The organism is Rhodothermus bifroesti, assembly GCF_017908595.1.
GTDB classification, from domain to species: domain Bacteria; phylum Bacteroidota; class Rhodothermia; order Rhodothermales; family Rhodothermaceae; genus Rhodothermus; species Rhodothermus bifroesti.
Map to the genome: position 1 here is coordinate 1 of NZ_JAGKTL010000002.1, position 22,839 is coordinate 22,839.

Below are 22,839 nucleotides of genomic sequence, written 5' to 3' on the forward strand. Positions count from 1 at the left end.
AGGAGGGTTTGCGTTTTGCGATTCGTGAAGGTGGGCGTACTGTCGGCGCAGGCGTCGTCACCAAAATCCTAGACTAAAACCCTGGGTTAATCCTGGGATCTTAAAGTGCCCGGGGGAACGCACGGGCGTAGCTCAATTGGCAGAGCAGCGGTCTCCAAAACCGCAGGCTGCAGGTTCGAGTCCTGCCGCCCGTGCTACAGAAATGAAGGGCGAACGCGGCGTTCGCCCTTCTCGTTTGTCCAGTGCAAGCCAGCAGGCCGCGTTTTATGATGGCTAAAATTCGTGCATACCTGCAAGAAGTGGGTCGGGAAATGCAAAAGGTCAACTGGCCTACGCGTCAGGAACTGGTGAACAATACCGTCTTGACGCTTATTGCTTCTGTGCTGGTGGCCTTGTTCATTTTCTTGGCCGATCGGTTGATTGCTACAGTGCTAGAATTCATCTATTCCCTATAGGCGCAGCGCACGCAACAAGAGCTATGGCGGAAGAGAAACATCAAGACAGGGTGCGCAAGTGGTATGTGCTGCGCACGTTTTCTGGGCACGAAAAGAAAGTTAAACAGTACCTGGAGCGAGAAATTGAACGCTTGGGCCTAAAGGATCGGGTAGGCGAAATTCTGATTCCTACCGAAACTGTCTTTGAGCTTCGGGGAGGGAAAAAACGCACGCGGGAAAAAACCTTTTTCCCAGGTTACGTTCTCATTGAAGCCGCGCTTGACCAAGAGTTGCAAATGCTGATTTCCAATATGCCCTCGGTGGTGGGATTTTTGGGCGCGGGCAATCAGCCAACGCCATTACGGCCAGAGGAAGTGCGGCGCATTTTAGGTAAGGTGGACGAAGCGCGGGAGCTGGGAGAACAGCCCGAAATTCCCTTTAAGCCAGGTGACCCCGTGCGTATCATCGAGGGGCCATTTAACAATTTCACAGGCGTGGTTGAAGAAGTCTATCCCGACAAGCTCAAGCTTAAGGTCATGGTGTCGATTTTTGGGCGCAAGACGCCTCTGGAAGTCGACTACCTGCAGGTAGAACGCGAAGCGTAGCCTTTTGTGAAAAACAGACGCGTTCGTGCATTCTGCGAAACCTTCCCAATGCCATAAAATAGAAGCGACTTCCGTAACGACGGTATGGGTCAAGCGGGAGCCTGCTTCATCAGGCGATTGGACCGCAAGGAGGAACCATGGCGAAGAAGGTCGAAAAACAGATCAAATTGCAGATTAAGGGGGGACAAGCGACCCCAGCACCCCCCATTGGTCCAGCCTTGGGCCAAGCGGGTGTGAACATCATGGAGTTTTGTAAGCAGTTTAACGCTGCTACCCAAGATCGCATGGGGGTGGTGCTGCCTGTGGTCATTACGGTATATACCGATAAGTCCTTCACCTTTGTGGTTAAAAGCCCCCCAGCAGCTGAGTTGTTGAAACAAGTAGCTAAAATTGAAAAGGGCGCTGCGGATCCCTTGCGTCAGAAGGTGGGGAAGGTAACGTGGGAGGACTGCTTGGCGATTGCACGCCAGAAGATGGCCGACCTGAATGCCTACGACCTTGAAAAAGCTGCATCGATGATTGCAGGAACAGCCCGTTCGATGGGCATCGTGGTCGAAGGTAAACCAGAACACCTATAAAAATGCACCCGTTGCGGGAGCCTGCACCTGCAGGCGACACTACCGCTAAACCTCCTAAGAGGCTATGCCTAAGCGTGGAAAACGATATCTAAAGGCCCTTGAAATTGTGCAGCAAGCAGGGGGTGGGCCTTTTACGCTGGAAGAAGCTGCAGAACTGGTTAAAAAAACGGCCCTGGCTAAGTTTAACGAATCGGTTGATATGGACGTGCGGCTGGGGGTTGACCCTCGGCATGCCGACCAGATGGTGCGTGGCACTGTGGCTTTACCCCATGGTACGGGGAAACAAGTGCGCGTATTGGTATTGGCCGATGAGGGTCGTTGGAAAGAAGCGGAAGCTGCAGGCGCCGATTACGTGGGACTTGACCAGTACATCGAGCAGATTCAAAATGGCTGGCTGGAGTTTGATGTTGTGATTGCCACACCTCAGGTGATGAGTAAGATTGGTCGCCTGGGGCGCATCTTGGGTCCACGTGGACTGATGCCCAATCCAAAGAGCGGTACGGTAACCGAAGACGTGGCTGAAGCTGTACGACAGGTTAAGGCAGGACGCATCGATTTCCGCGTTGACAAGACTGGGAATCTCCACGTATCTATTGGCAAGGCTTCGTTCTCGAGCCAGCAGATTCGCGAGAATGCCGAGGCGTTTTTGCGCGAAGTGTTGCGCCTGCGACCACCCAGTGTCAAAGGCACCTATGTGCGCTCGATCACGCTCTCGACCACGATGGGGCCAGCAGTGCCTGTAGATCGTAGTGTGGTGCATACGCTGCGCTAAGCGAATTTAGATCTGGAGCTTGAAAAGCCATGCCACTGACAAAAGCACAAAAAGCGGCTGTTCTGGAAGAGCTCAGCGAAAAGCTGGCTGCAACGCCAGCCATTTACTTGACCTATTATAGCGGGTTGAATGTGGCGCAGCTTTCGAAACTGCGGCGCCGCTTTCGTGAGGAGGGGGTGGAATTTAAGGTGGTTAAAAACACGCTGTTGCGCATTGCAATGGAGCAGCGGGGGGGGTATGAGGCGCTTTTGCCGCTCCTGAATGGGCCAACAGCCGTTGCGTTTAGCCACGAGCCAGCAGCCCCAGCGCGCGTGCTGAAGAAATTTTTGGCGGAAGAAGGGGTTGAGCTACCGCGGCTAAAGGGTGCCTTTATCGATGGCGCAGTCTATGGGGCCGACGCGCTGGAAACGCTGGCTTCACTTAAGTCGAAAGATGAGTTGATTGCCGACATTATCGGGCTGGTGCTCTCGCCTGCCCGTAATGTGGTCGGTGCGCTTCAAGGCCCAGGCCAGCAACTGGCCGCCTTGGTAAAAGCCATTGCAGAAAAAGCGGAAGCATAATAACCATCCTTAATCAGCAGCGCAGCCTATAGAGGCGAAGACCGCTGCAGGAAACCTCGGAGGAACCATGGCAGACCTGAAAGCACTCGCAGAACAACTGGTTAACCTGACCATCAAAGAGGCCAACGAATTGGCCAAAATTCTGGAAGAAGAATACGGCATCAAGCCAGCAGCTGCTGCAGTGGCCGTGGCTGCTGCTGCACCGGCTGGAGGAGATGGGGCCGCAGCCGTAGAGGAAAAAACCGCGTTTGACGTCATTCTTAAGTCGGCCGGTGCCAACAAGATTGCGGTGATTAAAGAGGTGCGCGCCATTACGGGTCTTGGCCTAAAAGAAGCCAAAGATCTGGTCGATAGTGCACCCAAGCCAGTTAAGGAGGGGGTTAGCAAAGAAGAAGCAGAGCAGATTAAGGCAAAGCTGCAGGAAGCCGGAGCTGAAGTGGAAATTAAGTGATCGGGAACCTGCTGTTGATCTTTGCATTTTGTATCTTTAGCGCACACGACGGAGTGGTAAGCCGACATCCGCAATGGCGGGGTCGGCTTACCCTGCTTATACCTTCCTTAAAAGAAACCCTGTGTGTGCTCCTGCGTTAGCATGCATCAACCCACCTCTACAACGGTTAGCTGCACAAGCCATTCGGCTTTCGTGATCACGGCAACGCGTCACTCAACCATTGAAGTTACACGCGCTTATGTCTGAGCGTAACGGCCAGGTGGGCACGAACGAACGGATTTCGTTTGCCCGCACGCAGACAGTTTTGGACTACCCTGACCTGCTGGAAATCCAGCTTAAGTCGTTTAAGGAGTTTGTGCAAGACGACGTCCCTCCTGAAGAGCGGGAAGACATCGGCTTGCAGGCGGTCTTTAAGGAGCACTTTCCCATAACCGACAGCCGCGAGCGTTACATTCTGGAGTTTTTATACTATACGCTCGACACCCCTAAGCATTCGGTTGAAGAGTGTTTGGCCCAGGGGCTGACCTATTCGGTACCGCTGAAGGCCAAGCTGCGACTGTCAATCCTGGAAGACGAGGACGAAGAGGAAGCGAACGAGGCGATCGAGCAGGAGGTCTATTTGGGCAACCTGCCCTATATGACCGAGCGCGGCACGTTTATCGTGAATGGTGCCGAGCGCGTCATTGTCTCGCAGCTCCACCGGAGTCCGGGGGTCTTCTTTGGCCAGAGCATTCATCCCAATGGGACCGAACTTTACTCAGCCCGTGTCATTCCGCTGCGCGGCTCGTGGATCGAATTTTCCACCGATGTGGCCAACGTCATGTGGGCCTATATCGACCGGAAGAAAAAGCTTCCGGTCACTACGCTGCTGCGCGCACTGGGCTTTTCTTCAGACGAAGAGATCATTCGGCTTTTTGAGCTGGCCGATGAGGTGGACGTATCAAGCAAAGAGGCCTTTAGGCAGCACGTAGGCCGCAAGCTGGCTTCGTCCATTACGCTGGAGCGCATCATCGAAATTGTCGATGAAGATACGGGCGAGGTAGTTGAAGAAAAGCGCGAGCGCGAAGTGCTCTTTCCAGCCGACCACGAGTTGGAAGAAGCGGATTTTGAACGGCTGCAGGAAGCGGGGATTACCCGTATCTTTTTGCTGAAGCAAGAAGATATTGAAGAAGCGCTTAATAAAAGCACGCTGCTCAATACCCTCCGTCGGGATCCGACGCACTCAGAAACGGAAGCCTTGGAGTACCTGTATTTCCAGCTCCGGGGTACTGAGGCTCCTGATCTTGAAAGCGCCCGTGCATTGCTCGATCGGTTGTTTTTCAACGAAAAACGCTATGACCTGGGTGCTGTGGGCCGCTACCGGCTCAACAAGCGGTTGCGTATCGATGTGCCCATGGATGTCCTCACACTGACCAAAGAGGACATCGTGGCCATTATTCGCGAGCTTATCCTGCTGCAGAATGGCCAAAGCACCTTGGATGATATCGATCACCTGGGCAACCGCCGTGTCCGTACCGTCGGCGAACAGCTTGCGGCGCAGTTCTCCCTGGGCTTGGCCCGTATGGCGCGTACGATCAAAGAGCGGATGAATTTGCGGGATGCGGAAAGTTTTACGCCCCAAGATTTGGTCAATGCCCGGACCATTGCCAGTGTGATCAACACATTCTTTGGCACCAACCAGCTTAGCCAATTCATGGACCAAACCAACCCGTTGGCTGAGCTGACGCACAAGCGGCGGGTATCGGCGCTAGGTCCGGGCGGTCTAACGCGCGAGCGGGCGGGCTTTGAAGTACGCGACGTGCATTACACGCACTATGGTCGCCTGTGCCCCATCGAAACGCCCGAAGGGCCGAACATCGGGTTGATCTCTTCGCTAACGGTGCACGCCCGCATTAATGAGTTTGGCTTTATCGAAACGCCCTACCGGGTCGTGCGCAACGGCAAGGTAACCAACGAGATCGTCTATCTGACGGCCGAGGAAGAAGACAATGCGGTCATTGCACAGGCCAACGCGCCCATCGACGAGGAAGGCAACTTTCTCAACGAGTTCGTCAAATGTCGCTACCGGGGAGACTTCCCGCTCATGCGGCCGGAGCAGATCCAGTACATGGACGTGGCGCCTAACCAGATTGTCTCGCCTTCGGCGAGCTTGATTCCGTTCCTGGAGCATGACGATGCCAACCGTGCCCTCATGGGCTCAAACATGCAACGCCAGGCCGTACCCCTCTTGCGACCTGAAGCACCGATTGTCGGGACAGGCATGGAGGCGCGCATTGCGCGGGACTCCCGAGCCGTGCTGGTGGCTGAAGGTCCAGGTGTGGTTGAGTACGTCGATGCGGAACGCATTGTGATTCGCTACGACCAGGACCCCGAAGATGCTGAGGTGAGCTTTGAAGCACCTGTCAAGGAATACCGGCTCATCAAATTCCGCCGCACCAATCAGGACACGTGCATCAACATGCGGCCGATTGTCAAAGTCGGCCAGCGCGTGGAAAAGGGCACGGTCCTAAACGATGGCTTTTCTACCGAAAAAGGCGAGCTGGCCCTTGGCAAAAACGTGCTGGTCGCCTTTATGCCTTGGCGCGGCTATAACTTCGAAGACGCCATCGTGATTTCCGAGCGCCTGGTGGCGGAAGACGTCTTCACTTCGATCCATATCGAAGAGTTTGAGTGCCAGGTGCGGGATACCAAGCGCGGTCAAGAAGAGCTGACGCGGGAGATCCCCAACGTCTCTGAAGAAGCCACCAAAGACCTAGACGAGCGGGGCATCATCCGCGTGGGGGCCGAGGTGAAGGCCGGCGATATTCTGGTAGGTAAGGTAACCCCTAAAGGGGAGACCGAACCTACCCCTGAGGAAAAACTGCTGCGGGCGATTTTCGGGGATAAAGCGGGTGATGTCAAGGATGCCTCGCTGAAGGCGCCGCCAGGCATGAAGGGCGTCGTTATTGATACCAAGCTCTTTAGCCGGCGTAAGCTGGACGCAGCCTCGAAAAAGCGGGAGCAGCAGCGCCTCAACGAGATTGAGGAAAACCTGCAGCGCCAACTGGCAGAGCTGGACCGGAAGTTCTGGGAGAAGTTCTTCCACCTGGTCGAGGGCCAGCGCTCGGTTGGCGTAGAGACACGCGAAGGCAACCTGATTTTAGCCGAGGGCTTACCTTTTAGACGCGAAGCTTTTGAAAAGATTTCCCCCTTAAGCTTAAATCCCTCGTTGCCGTTTACGCCGGACGAAACGATCAACCGCAAGCTGCAAAAGCTGCTGCGCAACTACGAGGAAATGCACCGGCGCATTACAGGCGAGGCGAAGCGGCTTAAGCACCAGCTGCAAATGGGGGATGAGCTGCCACCTGGTGTCGTGCAGCTGGCGAAGGTCTACATTGCGCGCAAGCGCAAAATCCAGGTGGGCGATAAAATGGCCGGTCGGCACGGCAACAAAGGGGTTGTTGCTAAGATCGTTCCGGTCGAAGACATGCCTTTCCTGGAAGACGGTACGCCAGTTGACATTGTGCTGAACCCGCTGGGCGTTCCGTCGCGAATGAACCTGGGGCAGATTTATGAAACGCTGCTGGGTTGGGCAGGGAAGATCTTGGGCCGCAAGTTCGCTTCGCCGGTGTTTGACGGAGCTTCGCTTGAAGAGATCAAGGCGTTGCTGCGTGAGGCTGGGCTACCGGAAGATGGGCGGGTGCAGCTCTACGATGGCCGCACGGGTGAGCCGCTGGATCAGAAGACGACCGTGGGGTACATCTACATGATGAAGCTGAGCCACCTGGTTGAAGACAAGATCCACGCCCGCTCCATTGGACCCTACAGCCTCATTACCCAACAGCCGTTGGGAGGAAAGGCACACTTTGGCGGTCAGCGCCTGGGCGAAATGGAAGTATGGGCCCTCTACGCCTATGGCGCCGCCCATACGCTCCAGGAAATGCTGACCTACAAGTCGGACGATGTGCAGGGCCGCTCAAAGGCCTACGAAGCCATCGTCAAAGGGGAAAACATGCCCGAGCCTGGCATCCCAGAAAGCTTCAACGTTTTGGTTCGGGAGCTGCAGGGCTTGGGCCTAGAGGTGCGGCTCGACTAAAGCTGACCGTCGCCTGCACAGGATTTAAACCTTCGATGCACGCTATGCTTCAAGGGAAGACGCTAAAGATCAAGCGTGACTTCAACAGCATCACGCTTAGCCTGGCTTCTCCAGAAAGCATCCTCGAGCGTTCCTACGGCGAGGTGCTCAAGCCCGAAACGATCAACTACCGGTCGTTTAAGCCAGAGAAAGACGGGCTGTTTTGCGAAAAAATCTTCGGACCGGTCAAAGACTACGAATGCCATTGCGGCAAGTATAAGCGCATCCGCTACCGGGGTATCGTGTGCGACCGCTGCGGCGTAGAAGTCACCGAAAAGAAAGTGCGCCGCGAGCGGATGGGCCACATCACGCTGGCTGTCCCTGTAGTGCACATCTGGTACTTCAAGACCGTTCCGAACAAGATCGGCAACCTGCTTGGGCTGAAGTCCAAAGACCTGGAAAAGGTTATCTACTACGAAAACTACATTGTCATTCAGCCAGGATGCGCCGAAAAGCTGGGTGTTGAGAAAAACCAGCTGCTCACCGAAGAGGAGTACTACGAACTCCTCTACCAGATTCGGGAAGACAACAATCGCCTCGACGACGACAATCCTGAAAAGTTTATTGCCAAAATTGGTGGTGAAGCAATTGAGTTGATGCTCAAGCGGCTCGACTTGGACGAGCTTTCCAAGGAGCTGCGTTTCCAAATCAAGACCGAAACAAGTCAGCAGCGTAAAGAAGAGGCGCTCAAGCGGTTGCAAGTGGTCGAGGCCTTTCGCGAGGCTAACCGAAAGCTGGAAAACCGGCCCGAATGGATGGTGATGCGGGTCATTCCCGTTATTCCTCCTGAGCTGCGACCGCTGGTGCCGCTCGAAGGGGGGCGCTTTGCTACCAGCGACCTAAACGACCTCTACCGGCGCGTGATCATTCGGAATAATCGCCTTAAGCGGCTGATCGATATTCGCGCTCCTGAGGTCATCCTGCGCAATGAAAAGCGTATGCTGCAGGAGGCGGTCGACTCGCTGTTTGACAACTCGCGCAAAGCCAATGCCGTGCGCAGCGACTCGAACCGGGCGCTCAAGTCGCTGTCGGACATGCTTAAAGGTAAGCAGGGGCGCTTCCGCCAGAACCTGCTGGGTAAGCGGGTCGACTACTCGGGTCGCTCGGTCATTGTGGTGGGCCCTGAACTTGAGTTGCATCAGTGCGGCCTGCCCAAAGAAATGGCCGTTGAGCTCTTTAAGCCCTTCATTATTCGCAAGCTGATCGAACGGGGCATTGTGCGTACGGTCAAAAGCGCCAAGCGCGTAGTGGACCGCCGCACCGACGATGTATGGGACATCCTAGAAAAGGTTATTCAAGGGCGTCCCGTATTGCTCAACCGTGCACCTACGCTGCACCGCTTGGGCATTCAGGCTTTCCAACCGGTGCTGACGGAGGCAAAGGCAATTCAGCTGCATCCCCTGGTTTGCACGGCCTTTAACGCCGACTTCGACGGCGACCAGATGGCCGTGCATGTGCCCCTGTCGCACGAAGCCTGCTTGGAAAGCATGATTCTGATGCTTTCCAGCCATAACATTCTCAGCCCAGCCAATGGCGAGCCTATTGCGGTGCCTACGCAGGACATGGTGCTGGGGCTCTATTACATGACCAAGGCGAAAACGGGCGACAAAGGCGAGGGGATGCGCTTTGCCAGCACCGAAGAGGTGCGGCAGGCCTACGACCAAGGCGTGGTAGGTCTGCATGCGCGCATTAAAGTGCGCCTGAAAGATGGGCAGATGATCGACACGACGGTTGGGCGCGTGCTCTTTAACGAAGTGGTGCCCGACGAAGTGGGCTTCATCAACGAAGTGCTCACCAAAAAGAACCTGCGTACGATTATTGCGCGCGTGCTGAAGGCCACGGGTTATCCACGCGCTGCCCGCTTCCTGGACGACATCAAAAATCTGGGCTTTGAACAGGCCACAAAAGCAGGCTTGACGTTCTCGCTTGAAGACATCATCATCCCGGAAGCGAAAAAGACCTTGATTGCTGAGGCAGAGCAGGCTGTGGCTCGGGCGCGCCAGAACTATGAAATGGGCGTCATTACCGATAACGAGCGCTATAACCAGGTCATCGACATCTGGACGCGCACGAACAACCGGCTGTCGGAGATTCTTTTTGAGACGCTGAAAAACGACCAGGAAGGCTTCAACGCCATCTTCATGATGGCTGACTCTGGCGCGCGTGGTTCAAAGGAGCAGATCCGGCAGCTCGGTGGCATGCGTGGCTTGATGGCTAAGCCCCAAAAAAGCATGGTTGGCTCGGCGGGCGAAATTATCGAGAACCCAATCATCTCTAACTTCAAAGAAGGGCTCTCCGTGCTCGAATATTTCATTTCGACGCACGGTGCCCGTAAGGGTTTGGCCGATACGGCGCTTAAGACGGCCGACGCAGGGTACCTAACACGCCGTCTGGTAGATGTGGCGCAGGACGTGACCGTAACCATGTACGACTGCGGCACGCTGCGTGGCATCAAAATCGGAGCGCTTAAGGACAACGAAGAGATTGTTGAGCCGCTGGCCGATCGTATTCTGGGGCGCGTGTCGCTTTACGACGTCTATGATCCGCTCACGGGTGAGCTGATCGTGGCAGCCAATGAGCTCATCGACGAAGAAAAGGCGCAACGCATTGCCGAAACCTCAATCGAAGAGGTTGAGATTCGTTCGGTGCTGACCTGTGAGGCGCGGCGTGGCGTGTGCGCGTTGTGCTACGGCCGCAACCTGGCTACAGGACGCCTCGTAGAGGTCGGCGAAGCCGTGGGCGTAGTGGCAGCCCAGTCGATCGGTGAGCCAGGCACGCAGCTTACACTGCGAACCTTCCACGTTGGCGGTACGGCTGCACGCATCGAGGCGGAAAGCACCCTCAATGCCAAGTTTGCTGGCCGCGTCGCCTTTGAGAACCTGCGGGTGGTGACCTATGAAGCAGAGGAAGGCCCCAAAGAAGTGGTGCTTTCGCGCCAGGGCATGATCAAGATTCTCGACCCACAAGAAGAAGGACGGGAACTCTGGCGTGCCAATGTGCCCTATGGCGCAGAGCTTGTGGTGCAGGAAGGTGACTTGGTTGAAAAAGGCCAAGTGCTGGTCACGTGGGACCCCTACAATAGCGTCATTCTGACAGAAGTCGGCGGCACGGTCCGCTACCAAGACATCGTCGAAGGCGTCACGTATCGCGAGGAAGCCGACGAGCAGACCGGCTACCGTGAAAAAGTGATCATTGAAAGCCGTGACCGCTCGCTGACGCCAGCAATCCTGATTGAGCTGCCTGACGGGACGCTTCGCGAGTATGCCTTACCGGTGCGTTCCCGCATCCAAGTAGATGAAGGCGACACCGTGCAGCCAGGTCAGGTTTTGGCTAAGCTGCCACGCCAGACCGTCAAGACCCGTGACATTACAGGCGGTTTGCCGCGCGTCATCGAGCTGTTCGAGGCACGCACACCTTCGGATCCTGCCATCGTGTCGGAAATCGAAGGTTATGTAGAATACGGTGCCCGTAAGCGCGGCGCCCAAGAAGTGATTGTTACCAGCCCGGATGGCACCGAGTCGCGGAGCTACTTGATCCCGCTCAGCAAGTACATCCTGGTTCATCCTGGTGACTACGTGCAAGCGGGTCAGCAGCTCTCCGATGGACAAGTCGCCCCGCAGGACATTCTGCGTATCCTAGGTCCACGTAAGGTGCAGGAATACCTGGTCAATGAGATCCAGGAAGTCTATCGCCTGCAAGGCGTGTCGATCAACGACAAGCACATTGAGGTGATTGTGCGCCAAATGATGCAAAAGGTGCGCGTCACCGATCCAGGCGATACAAACCTGCTCGAAGGGGACCTGATCGACCGCGTCACGCTCGAGGAGCTCAACGAAAAACTCTACGACCGTTTTGTTGTGGTCGATCCTGGCGACTCGGGCCTCAAAGCAGGCGACATCATCGACCGGCGACGCCTGCGGGAACTGAACTCTGAGATGAAGCGGCGCGACCTGCGGCCTGTTGAGGTGCGGGAAGCCCAACCCGCGGTGACCGAACCAATCCTGCTGGGGATTACGCAGGCAGCGCTCTCGACCGAATCGTTTATCTCTGCTGCCTCTTTCCAAGAAACCACGAAAGTGCTCACCGACGCAGCCGTTGCGGCTAAGACCGACTACCTCTATGGCCTGAAAGAGAACGTCATCGTGGGCCATCTCATTCCGGCCGGTACCGGTCAGCGTCGCTTCCAGCACCTGGTGGTGGGGTCGCGCAAGGAACTCGAAGCGCTGCAGGCCGCAGTCAGCGAGACCGTAGCTGGCAACGGCGCCACCGAATCGGTCGAAGCCCCCTGAGCCTACACGGCTTGATTCCCCCAAGCAGCCCTGGTGGCCTTAGGTCATCAGGGCTGCTTTTTTTCAAAGCAGCAGGGCACAAACCGTCGCTTTGGGCTTATGCGTATCATCCATCCAACGTAATGCCTTAGCAGCGATGGCTAACCGGTTGCAATTTGCCAAAAGCCCCTACCTACTGCAGCACAAAGATAATCCCGTGGACTGGTGGCCTTGGTGCGAGGAAGCTTTCGCAAAAGCCCGTGCCGAAGATAAACCGGTGTTCCTTTCTATCGGTTATGCTGCCTGCCATTGGTGCCATGTGATGGCGCACGAGTCGTTCGAAGATCCCGAAGTAGCCCGACTGCTCAACGAAGCGTTTATTAACGTCAAGGTGGATCGGGAAGAGCGGCCAGATATCGACCAGCTTTACATGACGGTCTGCCAGATGGTCACGGGCCATGGCGGCTGGCCGCTTACCGTGATCCTGACGCCCGATAAAGAGCCCTTCTTTGCAGCCACGTATATCCCCAAAAAGGGACGCTACGGTCGCCCTGGATTGCTAGAGCTTATTCCGCGCATTCAGGAAGCCTGGAAGCACCATCGGGAGGAAATTCTGGCCTCTGCCAAGCGCCTCACGGGGCGACTGGAAAAAGTGATGACCTTCGAGGCGCCTGGACAGGTGATCGATGCGGAATGGTTGGAAATTGCCTATCGGCGGCTGGTTGATCTGTACGACGCGCGCTATGGCGGCTTTAGCCATGCTCCTAAATTTCCTACAGCCCACACACTCCTGTTTCTGCTGCGCTACTGGCATCGCAGCCGTGAGCCACATGCCTTAGCGATGGTCGAGCACACGCTCACACAAATGCGCCAGGGGGGCATCTACGACCAGGTAGGTTTTGGCTTTCACCGCTATGCCATCGACGAGCGCTGGGTGCTGCCCCATTTTGAAAAGATGCTTTATGACCAGGCGCTCCTGACACTGGCCTACCTCGAAGCCTATCAAGCCACGGGCAAGCCCTTGTACCTGCAAACGGCCCGCGAAGTGCTCGCCTATGTCCTGCGTGACCTCCGCGCTCCAGAAGGTGCTTTTTATGCTTCTGAAGATGCCGATAGCGAGGGCCTCGAAGGTCGATTCTACACCTGGACCGTCGAGGAAATCCGCGAAGCTATTGAAGATCCAGACTTAGCTGCGCTTGTGCTCGAGGCCTATAACGTGCAGCCTGAAGGCAACTATGAAGATGAAGCTACAGGGGAACGGACAGGAAAGAACATCTTGCACTGGGAGCGCTCACCAGAAGCATTGGCGGCTGCCCATGGGCTAACGCCGGAAGCGCTCGCCGCAAAGCTGGAACAGGCCCGGCAACGTTTGTTCCTTTACCGCGCGCAGCGCGTGCGACCAGGCCGAGATGAGAAAATCTTGACCGACTGGAATGGACTGATGATTGCTGCCTTGGCACGGGCTGCGCAAATAAGTGGCGAACCGGTTTATGCCCAAGCGGCGCAGCAAGCGATGGCCTTTATGGAACGCGCCCTATTTACCTCCGAAGGGCGGTTGCTGCACTGCTACCGCGAGGGCGAAGCTCGCATTCAGGGTTTCTTAGACGACTATGCCTATCTGACTTGGGGGTTGCTGGAACTTTATGAGGCTACGTTCAATGAGGCCTACCTTGAAAAAGCGCTCGCCCTGACAGATCTCATGCTTACCTACTTCTGGGATGAACGAGGCGCGTTCTACTTTACGGCCGAAGACAGCGAGCCGCTCATTGTGCGACCGCGCGAAGCCTTTGACAATGCTTTGCCTTCAGGCAACGCTGTTGCATTGATGAACCTGGTGCGCCTTTTCCACATGACCGGCCGCACAGACTATGCCGAGCGGGCCGAAGCGCTGATTCGCTTCTTTTCCGGCCCAGTAAAGCAGCAGCCCCCAATCTTTACCGGCATGCTGCTCGGCATTGATTTGTACTTTGGGCCAACCTATGCACTGGTGCTGGTCGGCGCACCAGAAGATCCACAGCTTCAGGCAATGCAGTGCGAGGTGCAGCGGCGCTATTTACCCCGCAAGGTCATGCTGCTTAAACGACCTGGTGAGGCTGGAGAACGCTTAGCTCGGCTTGCGCCGTTTGTGGCGACCCAAACGGCGCGCAACGGCCGTCCAACGGCTTATCTGTGCTATGATTACCAATGCGCCGAACCTGTGACAACGCCCGAGGCTTTGGCTCAGCAGCTTGATCAACTGGCCGTAGTTGCTTAGAACATTATGGCGTGGATACGCAACGGTTCGCTGAAAGGCAAAGTGCTCTTCATTACAGGAGCCTCGCGCGGCATTGGCCAAGCCATTGCGTTGCGTGCCGCACGTGACGGTGCCCGCATTGTTATTGCTGCCAAAACCACCGAGCCCCATCCGAAGCTGCCTGGCACCATCTACACAGCGGCCGAAGCCGTACGCGCTGCTGGAGGTGAAGCTTTGCCCCTTGCCGTTGACGTCCGCTTTGAGGACCAAATTCAACATGCCGTGGCCCAGGCTGTCGAGCACTTTGGCGGCATCGATATCCTGGTCTGTAATGCCAGCGCAATTTACCTAGCGGGCACGTTGGAAACGCCGATGAAGCGTTTTGACCTCATGCACCAAGTGAACGTTCGGGCGACATTTGCCTGCGCTCAGGCCTGCCTACCGCATCTGATGAAGGCAGCAAATCCACATATCCTGGTACTTTCTCCGCCGCTGAAGCTGGATCCGCACTGGTTGGCTCCACACCTGGCCTATACGCTTTCAAAGTACGGCATGTCGCTGTGTGTGCTGGGACTGGCCGAAGAGTTTCGAAAAGACAGCGTAGCTGTCAATGCCCTCTGGCCGCGCACTACGATTGCTACCGCAGCGGTGCAGAACCTACTCGGCGGCGAAGCAATGGTCCGCCGCTCCCGTAAGCCGGAAATTGTGGCCGATGCTGCACACGCCGTGCTCACCCAGCCCAGTCGCCAGTGCACCGGACAGTTCTTCATCGACGAAGAGGTGCTCCGCCAGATCGGGGTGACCGATTTTACGCACTATGCGGTAGACCCTTCGGTAGAGCTGGCATCTGATCTTTTTGTGTAAATCGTCGCCAGGAGGGTCTGAATAGGTTTGCATGAAGCTGAACAAGTGTTTATTTTATGGTGAAACCTGTGTAAAGGAATCGCTTTTTTGGGGCAGTTATGCGGATTTACCGTAGCCCATTCCCAGAAGTAACGATTCCGGCGTGCTCACTACCAGAACTGGTCTTTCAGCAGGTATTGCGCTATGCCGATAAGCCCGCTTTGATCGATGGGCCTACGGGGCGCAGCCTCACCTACGGGCAGCTTTATCGACAAGCCCATGCATTTGCCGCCGGTCTGGCAGCACGAGGCTTTCGCAAAGGCGATGTATTGGCCCTCTACAGCCCCAACTTACCAGAATATGCTGTCGTTTTTTATGGGGTGGCGCTGGCTGGTGGCATAACGACGACGGTAAATCCCTTATACACCGTCGACGAGCTAGCCTATCAGCTGGCCGACTCGGGCGCCCGCTTGCTGGTTACTGTGCCACCCTTGTTAGCAACGGCACAGGCCGCTGCCGCGCGCACGGGTGTGCAAGAAGTGATGGTTATTGGGCAGGGGGAAGGGGCTACGCCTTTGGCCGAGGTGCTTCAGTCGGAAGCTGAGCCCTACGTCGTGACAATTGATCCCTCCACCGATCTTGTGGCCTTACCCTATTCAAGTGGCACAACCGGCCGGCCAAAGGGCGTCATGCTAACCCATGCGAACTTAGTGGCCAATGTGGTGCAGACGTTGGCTGCCGAGCAGTTTGCGCCGGACGAAGTGCTTATTGGCATTTTACCATTTTATCACATCTATGGCATGACCGTCATTTTAAGCATGGCGCTTTATGCAGGCACGACCGTGGTCACCATGCCCCGCTTTGACTTAGAGCAATTTTTAACGTTGCTCGAACGGCATGCCATTACGACAGCTTTCTTGGTGCCGCCGATTATTCTGGCGTTGGCAAAGCATCCTTTGGTCGATCGCTACAACCTCTCTAAGCTACGCTACGTCAACTCAGGTGCAGCCCCGCTACCTGAGCCTGTAGCTCGGCAATGTGCCGATCGGCTTGGCGTTGTGGTGCGGCAAGGCTATGGGCTGACCGAAACCAGTCCGGTCACGCATTTTACTCCCCGAGGTTATGCCATTAAGCTGACCTCCGTGGGCGTGGCCGTGCCCAACACGGAGTTTCGCATTGTCGATGTAGCCACCCGAGAAGATGTGCCTGAGCAAGAAGCGGGGGAATTGTGGATCCGTGGGCCGCAGGTGATGAAAGGGTACTGGAAAAATCCACAGGCTACACGTGACGTGCTCGATGAAGAAGGTTGGTTGCACACAGGTGACGTGGCTCGTGTGGATGCCGAAGGGTATGTGTACATTGTCGATCGCGTTAAAGAGCTGATCAAGTACAAAGGCTATCAGGTGGCGCCGGCCGAGCTAGAAGAAATACTGCAGGGGCACCCGGCCGTTGCGGATGTAGCTGTCATCCCAAGTCCCGACGAAGAGGCCGGAGAAGTTCCAAAGGCTTTTGTGGTGCTTAAGCCCGGCATGCAAGCTTCAGCCGAAGAATTGATGGCTTATGTTGCAGCGCGCGTGGCACCGTATAAAAAAATTCGGCGCATAGCGTTTGTCGAGCAGATTCCCAAGACCCTTTCAGGCAAAATCTTGCGTCGAGAGCTCATTGCACGTGAGCGAGGTTCGGCCTGATCTGCTTTAGCCTCAAAAGCAAGGGTTGGTATTGAGATGAACACTGTTAACCTACTACGGCATACTCCTATGAAACACGTGCTGCTAAGCTTGGCCTTGCTGGCCGGAAGCGCTAGGGTTGCCGTAGCGCAGCCCAGCGCGGTGCTTTCTGGTCGCATTACCGACGCTGTAACGGGCGATCCATTGCCTGGGGCAAATGTCCTGCTGTTCCGTGCTGGAGAAACGACAGCATTTCGCGGGGCAGCTACCGACATCAACGGCGTCTATCGATTGGAAAACCTCCCTGGGGGTGCTTACCAGCTGGTAGTTCGTTTTGTGGGCTACGAAGACGCGCAAAGGTCGCTTACCCTGAGCGCGGGTACTGCCACTACTATAGACATTGCGCTAATGCCCACTGAACTGGGATTAAACCCCGTGGTGGTGACTGCTTCCCGGCGTCAGGAAAAAGCGCTGGAGTCGCCTGCTTCAATTTCGGTGATTGACGCACGGGCCTTAGAGCAAACCGCCACGCATGCTACGGCTGCAACGTTGCGCTACACGCCGGGGGTTGACGTTTCTCAGTCGAGCCTTAACCGCTTTCAAGTTTCGCTACGTGGGTTCAATACTGTTTTTGTGGCCAAAACCTATACCTTGGTAGACTACCGCCAGGCCACCACGCCTAGCTTGGCCATCAACGAGTTTTCGTCAATGCCTATTGCACCCATCGACCTGGCCCGCATTGAGGTTGTTCGTGGCCCGAATTCCGCGCTTTACGGGGCTGGGGTAGAGCAGGGGGTTATCCACTTTATTACCAAAGATCCACTGACGTATCCTGGTACAACCGTGATGCTTGGCGGTGGAGAGCGTTCCATCTTGCAAGGAGCCCTGCGTCATGCTGGTATAGTCAACAACCGTTTGGGCTACAAGGTGGTGGGGTACTATAGCCGTGGTGAAGACTGGCATATGAACCCCAACGATCCCCACGATCGCCAAATGCTGGATGCGATCCATCCGCAATGGGGTGGGCGTGATTATGAGACCTGGCAAGGCTACGTTTATAGTACACTACAGTACCGCTGGGGGCCGCAGACCATCCTGACGGCCAGTGGGGGCTACGCATCGATCAAGCAGATGGTGCTGGCCAATACCGGAGAAAACGCCGTAGATAATTTTGCCAACTACTATGCGCAGCTTCGACTGCAAGCGGGCGATTTTTTCGGGCAAGTGTTCTACACGCTCAATGATGCCGGCAATACGCATTTTGTGCGTACACCGGTTCGTGTGGTTGAAGACTCCTACCTGATGGCTGCTCAGGCGCAGTACAGCTTTGGCCTGCTGGAAGATCGCCAAAGCTTTATTGTGGGCGCCGACTATCGCCGCACCGTACCGCGCACTGGAGGGACCATTCATGGTCGCTTTGAGGGACGTGATGAAACAAACGAGATCGGGGCCTACGTGCAGTCGGAAACGCGCCTGGTGGAACCGCTCGACGTGGTGCTTGCCGGACGCTTAGACTACGACGACGTGATCGAAAAATTGCAGTTTTCGCCACGTGTGGCTTTGGTCTTTAAGCCTTCTCCTACCCATAGCTTCCGTACGACCTACAACCGGGCATTTACTACGCCACCGGGCGTAAACCTCTTTTTAGACCTGTTTATCGAAGACCGCGGACCGTTCGGCATCCGAGGCGTTGGGGCTGTTGATGGATGGACCTTCCCCACCCAGCCGCAAACGTCCAGCTTCATTCCGGGCATTCGCGCTTGGCCAGGGGTGGGGATTCCGTTAGGTGTTGCCTACCAGGCCGTTACTGCTGGACTGGCAGCGCAGGGCGTGTTCCCCGGGTCGTTCATCGCCTTCCTACAAAGCAAAGCCAGCCAAATTCAAGGCTTTTCGAATGGTTTGATGGTAAGCCCAGCTGGTCAAGTTCTGACGAGCCTAGAAAACGTGCCTGCTGCAAAACAAACCATCACCAATGCTTATGAACTGGGCTATAAGGGCCTGTTTGCCGACCAGCTGCTTGTTACCATTGACGTGTACTATACCCAGAAGAAAAACTTTATCAGCGAGCTGCAGCCGTTTACACCCCTAGTTGTGGCTCCTGGAGTAGCCAGCGATTTGGCCACGGCAGTGGCGCAGGCTTTTACCGATGAAGAGCTGGCTCCCTACGGACTTAACCGACAGACGCTGGCTGGCATCTATCAGCAGGCAGCTTCGCGTTTGGCCAGCAACCCCGTTGGACTCATTGAGCCGACGGAAAACTTTGACCCCAATCGCAAGCCCGAACTGCTGCTTTCCTACGTGAATTTTGGCAACGTAGACTACTATGGGGCGGATGTGGCTTTGCAATGGACACCCAACCCGCGCTGGGCAGCGTTCGCGAATTTCTCCTGGATAAGCGACAACTTCTTTGATGATGAAGAGCTTGGTGAGCCCGGGACGGGCCGCGAGATTGCGATGAACGCGCCGCGTTACAAAGCCGGGGGTGGCGCAGAATACAGAGATCCGTCTGGCTTTTCTATTAGCCTGTCCGGACGGTACGTCGATGGATTTGAGGTGCGCTCGGGGATTTTTACGGGTACCATCGACAGCTACTTCTTGCTTGATTTAGGGCTGGGCTATGACCTACGCCGCTTAATTCCCGGCCTGCGCATTGATGTGTTGGCCCAGAACGTGCTGAACAATCGTCACCGCGAGTACATCGGAGCGCCAAAAATGGGACGCTTGGTGACAACACGCTTGACGTATTCGGTGCGCTAAGCCACGATCGGGTTGCCGGCCCTTTTAAGGCCGGCAACCCGGCTTTTACTGAAAGAAACCCTAAAATCTTCCAAGAAAGAACTATGCCCAAGTATAACAGCATCCCTGAAGTGATCGCTTCTTACAAAGAGCGATTTTTGCCGGATCAAGCCGCCGGTATCGAGGGTGTCGTGCAGCTTAACCTCACGGGTGAGGGTGGCGGTGCCTACTACCTTGTAGTGAAAAACGGTACTTTAGAAATCCATGAAGGCACCCATGAAAATCCTACCGTCACCGTCACAACCTCGGCCGAGAATTGGCTTAAGCTTAATAACGGCGAAGCTAACCCCATGGCCCTCATGATGATGGGCAAACTGAAAGTAAGTGGGTCCCTCCCAATGGCCACCAAATTTCAGTCTATGTTCCGTATGGGCTAGCTTACGTTGCTGCCTTACGGGTCGAAATGCCTAGGGCACGGTAGAGCGGGCAAGTGCCTACAAAACCCGTGACAAGGAAAATCAGGGCAATAAGGCCTAAAATGAGGGCTGCAGCCCCGCTGATTTGTCCGGTTACGTAAAGCGCACCGATCACCAAAGCCAGAACAATACGGATCACACGATCCGCGGAATGCATGTTTTTACGCATAGCGTTGTTTCATTTTAGCCTGTAATAACAGCATGAATCAACCGGCATAGCTACAAAGGGTGCCGCTAGCAGAGAGGCCGTAACGTAAAAAAAACGTAACGATTAGCGTGGTAAATAAAATCTGGGAAGCTTTGCGTCTGAGAAGCGTTTCTTTGAGCTTAAAGAAGCCTGTGTGAAGCATGTTCATGCATAACGCAACGAGCGACAAGCTGGCTGTTCCGGTTTCCCAATTACGTCGGCAGACTACGGAAGGCATCAAAGCGCACCTGGCGGTAGGTCCGTTGTTACTTACGCAGCGGGGTAAAGTAGTGGCCGTACTCCTAGATCCAGCCCTGTGGTGCCGGCTGCTGCAGGCACGCGACGCCGCGTAGCTTTGGGCTACAGGTGCCGCTCGGCATGATAGGAAGAGCGCACGAGCGGTCCACTTTCGACGTGGCCGATGCCTTTGGCTTCGCCGACTTCTTTATACCAACGGAAAACCTCGGGGTGCACAAACTCCTCGACGGGGAGGTGTAGGCGTGTAGGCTGCAGATACTGGCCGATGGTCATCACGTCCAGCTGGATGCGGACGCAGTCGTCCATCACGGCTAGAACCTCTTCTTGGGTTTCGCCTAGGCCTACCATGATGCCTGTTTTGGTGCGAAGACCGGCTTGTTTGGCCCGCCAGAGGACCTCTAAGGAGCGTTCATAGCGTGCTTGCGGCCGCACGCGTCGATACAACCGGGGAACGGTTTCTAGGTTGTGGCTGAGGATTTCGGGCCGCTCGTCGAGCACCAGTTGCAGTGCATCCCAGTTGCCCTGAAAGTCTGGGATGAGTACCTCAATGGTTACGCCTGGATTGAGCGCGCGGATTTGACGAATGGTTTCGGCAAAGAGGGCTGCACCCCCATCTTTTTGGTCATCGCGGTCAACCGAAGTGACGACGGCATGTTGAATGCCCATAAGGCGCACGGCCTCTGCTACGCGGCGGGGTTCGTCGGGATCGATCGGGTCTGGGCGACCTGTCTTTACGGCGCAAAAGCCGCAAGAGCGCGTGCAAACGTTGCCTAGGATCATGAAGGTAGCCGTGCCGGCCGTCCAGCACTCCCCCATGTTGGGGCAGCGGGCGCTCTGGCAGACGGTGTGCAGCTGATGGGTTTCGACAATATCGAGCACACGGCGATAGGTGGGGCCATACGGCAATTTGGCACGTAGCCAAGCGGGCCTCCGACCGCGTTCGTTGGCAACAGGTGGTGGATCGATGACCGGAAGTTCAAAAAATCCTCCATCGCCTTCTGGAAACAGCGGTTCTTTGGGTACGCGCTGCAATTCAATTTCACCAGGACGAAACCGGCGCGTTGTGCTTGGATGGTGTTCAGCCATGGAAAATTCTACGTTGAACAGCAAGACATGGAGAACCACTGAAAAGACGCTACCTGATTCGGCCAGGAATGATCCCGCACTGTTTGCTTTTGCTGCGCTTTGCGGATCTTTCAAGGTTTTGTCGCGGGACGTTCCCGCCCGAAGTTAAAGGATTTTGTATCTTGAACTTTCCCGAAGTCGAAAGCTCAACGCTGGAAAAGCGCACATGATGACCTCGCTTACCGTGCAACAGGTTACGCCGGAAATGGTACGACCAATTCTGGCGCGCCATCTGCTGACCGATGGACTGCCAATTGTGCTTGACTTGGAGCGCAGCCAAGGGGTGCGCCTCTACGATCAGCTCACGGGCCGGGAGCTGATCGACTTTTTTGGCTTTTTTGCCTCGAGCGCTGTGGGTATGAACCATCCTAAAATGTTGAACGATGCTGCGTTTCGGAAGCGCTTGATGGAGGCCGCGCTCAACAAGGTGACCAATTCGGATATCTACACGGTGCACATGGCCCGATTTGTCCAGACCTTCGAGCGCGTCGGCATCCCGGAGTATTTGCCGTATGCCTTCTTTATTGACGGAGGTGCGTTGGCTGTTGAAAATGCCCTAAAGGCTGCCTTTGACTGGAAAGTCCGTAAAAACTTTCGTAAGGGCTACCGGCGTGAGGTGGGCCATCGGGTGCTGCACTTTGATCAGGCCTTTCACGGACGGACGGGCTATACGCTTTCGCTGACCAATACGTTTGATCCACGCAAGACGCAGTATTTTCCTAAGTTCGATTGGCCGCGCGTGATCAATCCGAAGTTAACCTTCCCCTTAACCGAAGAAAACCTAGAGCGCACGCAGCAGCTTGAGGCACTTGCCCTGCGCCAGGCGAAGCAATACTTCTACGAGTACAAAGACGACATTGCCTGCATCATCATCGAACCCATCCAGGCCGAAGGAGGCGACAATCACTTCCGGCCCGAGTTTCTGCAGGCGTTGCGAACGCTGGCCGACGAAAACGACGCGCTGCTCATTTTTGACGAAGTGCAGACTGGGGTGGGCATTACTGGTGCTTTTTGGGCGCACCAAGCGCTAGGCGTCCAGCCCGACTTGATAGCGTTTGGTAAGAAAACACAGGTGTGTGGCATCCTGGCCAGCCGCCGTCTTGACGAAGTGGAAGACAATGTGTTTCATGTCCCTAGTCGCCTGAACTCGACCTGGGGCGGCAATTTGGCCGACATGGTGCGTTTTGACCGCATTCTAGAAATTATAGAGGAAGATCACTTGGTAGCCCATGCTGCTCAGGTAGGGGCCTATTTGCTCCAGCGGCTTGAAGAGATGGCCCAAACGCTACCGTTCATGAGCAACGTGCGCGGCCGCGGCTTAATGTGCGCCTTCGATCTGCCTACGACGGCCTTTCGGGATGCTGTCCGGCAGCAGAGCCTGGAGGAAGGAGTGATTGTTTTAGGATGTGGTGAACGCTCGATTCGGTTCCGTCCGCCGCTGATCATCACTGAGGAAGAGATCGACGAAGGGCTCCGAAGGTTGCGGCGTGCATTGGAGCGCGTGGCGCACCTGCAGCCTTGGTCAAAGTAAG

At 55.7% G+C, this 22,839-nt stretch carries 18 protein-coding genes and 1 tRNA gene; 17 read left to right on the forward strand and 2 right to left on the reverse strand.

The window, feature by feature from the left end; all coding sequences use genetic code 11:
• From J8E65_RS03715 to J8E65_RS03785, 15 genes are all read left to right on the forward strand, one after another.
• Positions 1-77 (forward strand): EF-Tu C-terminal domain-related protein (locus J8E65_RS03715; protein ID WP_210374899.1); only part of this gene is annotated, 77 nt, incomplete at its 5' end.
• A gap of 44 nt (positions 78-121) precedes the next feature.
• Positions 122-194 (forward strand) — tRNA-Trp (locus tag J8E65_RS03720).
• Between the two features lie 72 nt (positions 195-266).
• Entirely contained in the window at positions 267-455 is a 189-nt protein-coding gene (gene secE / locus J8E65_RS03725) for a preprotein translocase subunit SecE (protein WP_210374077.1), read from the forward strand.
• Between the two features lie 23 nt (positions 456-478).
• Entirely contained in the window at positions 479-1,039 is a 561-nt protein-coding gene (nusG, locus tag J8E65_RS03730; RefSeq protein ID WP_210374078.1) for a transcription termination/antitermination protein NusG, read from the forward strand.
• 137 nt (positions 1,040-1,176) lie between these two features.
• Positions 1,177-1,617 carry a 50S ribosomal protein L11 gene (gene rplK / locus J8E65_RS03735; RefSeq protein WP_210374079.1) on the forward strand — a complete coding sequence of 147 codons (441 nt, stop codon included), beginning with the start codon at positions 1,177-1,179 and terminating at the stop codon, positions 1,615-1,617.
• A gap of 64 nt (positions 1,618-1,681) precedes the next feature.
• Positions 1,682-2,389 (forward strand): 50S ribosomal protein L1, encoded by a 708-nt coding sequence (gene rplA, locus J8E65_RS03740; RefSeq protein ID WP_210374080.1) that lies wholly within the window; start codon positions 1,682-1,684, stop codon positions 2,387-2,389.
• A 29-nt stretch (positions 2,390-2,418) separates the two neighbouring features.
• Positions 2,419-2,949, forward strand: a complete 531-nt coding sequence (gene rplJ, locus J8E65_RS03745) for a 50S ribosomal protein L10 (protein ID WP_210374081.1) — start codon at positions 2,419-2,421, stop codon at positions 2,947-2,949.
• Positions 2,950-3,016: 67 nt separating this feature from the next.
• Positions 3,017-3,400 (forward strand): 50S ribosomal protein L7/L12, encoded by a 384-nt coding sequence (gene rplL / locus J8E65_RS03750; protein ID WP_210374082.1) that lies wholly within the window; start codon positions 3,017-3,019, stop codon positions 3,398-3,400.
• 238 nt (positions 3,401-3,638) lie between these two features.
• Positions 3,639-7,475, forward strand: coding sequence for a DNA-directed RNA polymerase subunit beta (rpoB, locus tag J8E65_RS03755; RefSeq protein ID WP_210374083.1), 3,837 nt, complete (start codon positions 3,639-3,641; stop codon positions 7,473-7,475).
• A gap of 44 nt (positions 7,476-7,519) precedes the next feature.
• Positions 7,520-11,803 (forward strand): DNA-directed RNA polymerase subunit beta', encoded by a 4,284-nt coding sequence (gene rpoC, locus J8E65_RS03760; RefSeq protein ID WP_210374900.1) that lies wholly within the window; start codon positions 7,520-7,522, stop codon positions 11,801-11,803.
• A gap of 136 nt (positions 11,804-11,939) precedes the next feature.
• Positions 11,940-14,036 (forward strand): thioredoxin domain-containing protein, encoded by a 2,097-nt coding sequence (locus J8E65_RS03765; protein WP_210374084.1) that lies wholly within the window; start codon positions 11,940-11,942, stop codon positions 14,034-14,036.
• Positions 14,037-14,042: 6 nt separating this feature from the next.
• The gene (locus J8E65_RS03770; RefSeq protein WP_210374085.1) at positions 14,043-14,879 is read left to right on the forward strand and encodes an SDR family oxidoreductase; all 837 of its coding nucleotides are present in this window, start codon (positions 14,043-14,045) and stop codon (positions 14,877-14,879) included.
• A gap of 98 nt (positions 14,880-14,977) precedes the next feature.
• A complete protein-coding gene (locus J8E65_RS03775; RefSeq protein ID WP_210374086.1) occupies positions 14,978-16,546 on the forward strand; it encodes an AMP-binding protein in 1,569 nt (522 codons plus the stop codon).
• A gap of 69 nt (positions 16,547-16,615) precedes the next feature.
• The gene (locus J8E65_RS03780; RefSeq protein ID WP_210374087.1) at positions 16,616-19,282 is read left to right on the forward strand and encodes a TonB-dependent receptor; all 2,667 of its coding nucleotides are present in this window, start codon (positions 16,616-16,618) and stop codon (positions 19,280-19,282) included.
• Positions 19,283-19,365: 83 nt separating this feature from the next.
• The gene (locus tag J8E65_RS03785) at positions 19,366-19,698 is read left to right on the forward strand and encodes an SCP2 sterol-binding domain-containing protein (protein ID WP_210374088.1); all 333 of its coding nucleotides are present in this window, start codon (positions 19,366-19,368) and stop codon (positions 19,696-19,698) included.
• 1 nt (position 19,699) lies between these two features.
• On the opposite strand, the gene J8E65_RS03790 is transcribed toward J8E65_RS03785, so the two are convergent.
• On the reverse strand, positions 19,700-19,894 hold the full coding sequence (locus J8E65_RS03790) for a YgaP family membrane protein (protein ID WP_237181632.1): 195 nt from the start codon (positions 19,892-19,894) through the stop codon (positions 19,700-19,702).
• A gap of 197 nt (positions 19,895-20,091) precedes the next feature.
• On the opposite strand from J8E65_RS03790, the gene J8E65_RS03795 reads away from it, so the two are divergent.
• A complete protein-coding gene (locus J8E65_RS03795; RefSeq protein WP_210374090.1) occupies positions 20,092-20,277 on the forward strand; it encodes a type II toxin-antitoxin system Phd/YefM family antitoxin in 186 nt (61 codons plus the stop codon).
• Positions 20,278-20,284: 7 nt separating this feature from the next.
• Here J8E65_RS03795 and lipA read toward each other — a convergent pair whose 3' ends face one another.
• Positions 20,285-21,268, reverse strand: a complete 984-nt coding sequence (gene lipA, locus J8E65_RS03800) for a lipoyl synthase (RefSeq protein ID WP_210374091.1) — start codon at positions 21,266-21,268, stop codon at positions 20,285-20,287.
• Positions 21,269-21,476: 208 nt separating this feature from the next.
• On the opposite strand from lipA, the gene lat reads away from it, so the two are divergent.
• On the forward strand, positions 21,477-22,838 hold the full coding sequence (lat, locus tag J8E65_RS03805; protein ID WP_210374901.1) for an L-lysine 6-transaminase: 1,362 nt from the start codon (positions 21,477-21,479) through the stop codon (positions 22,836-22,838).
• Position 22,839: the final 1 nt, after the last annotated feature.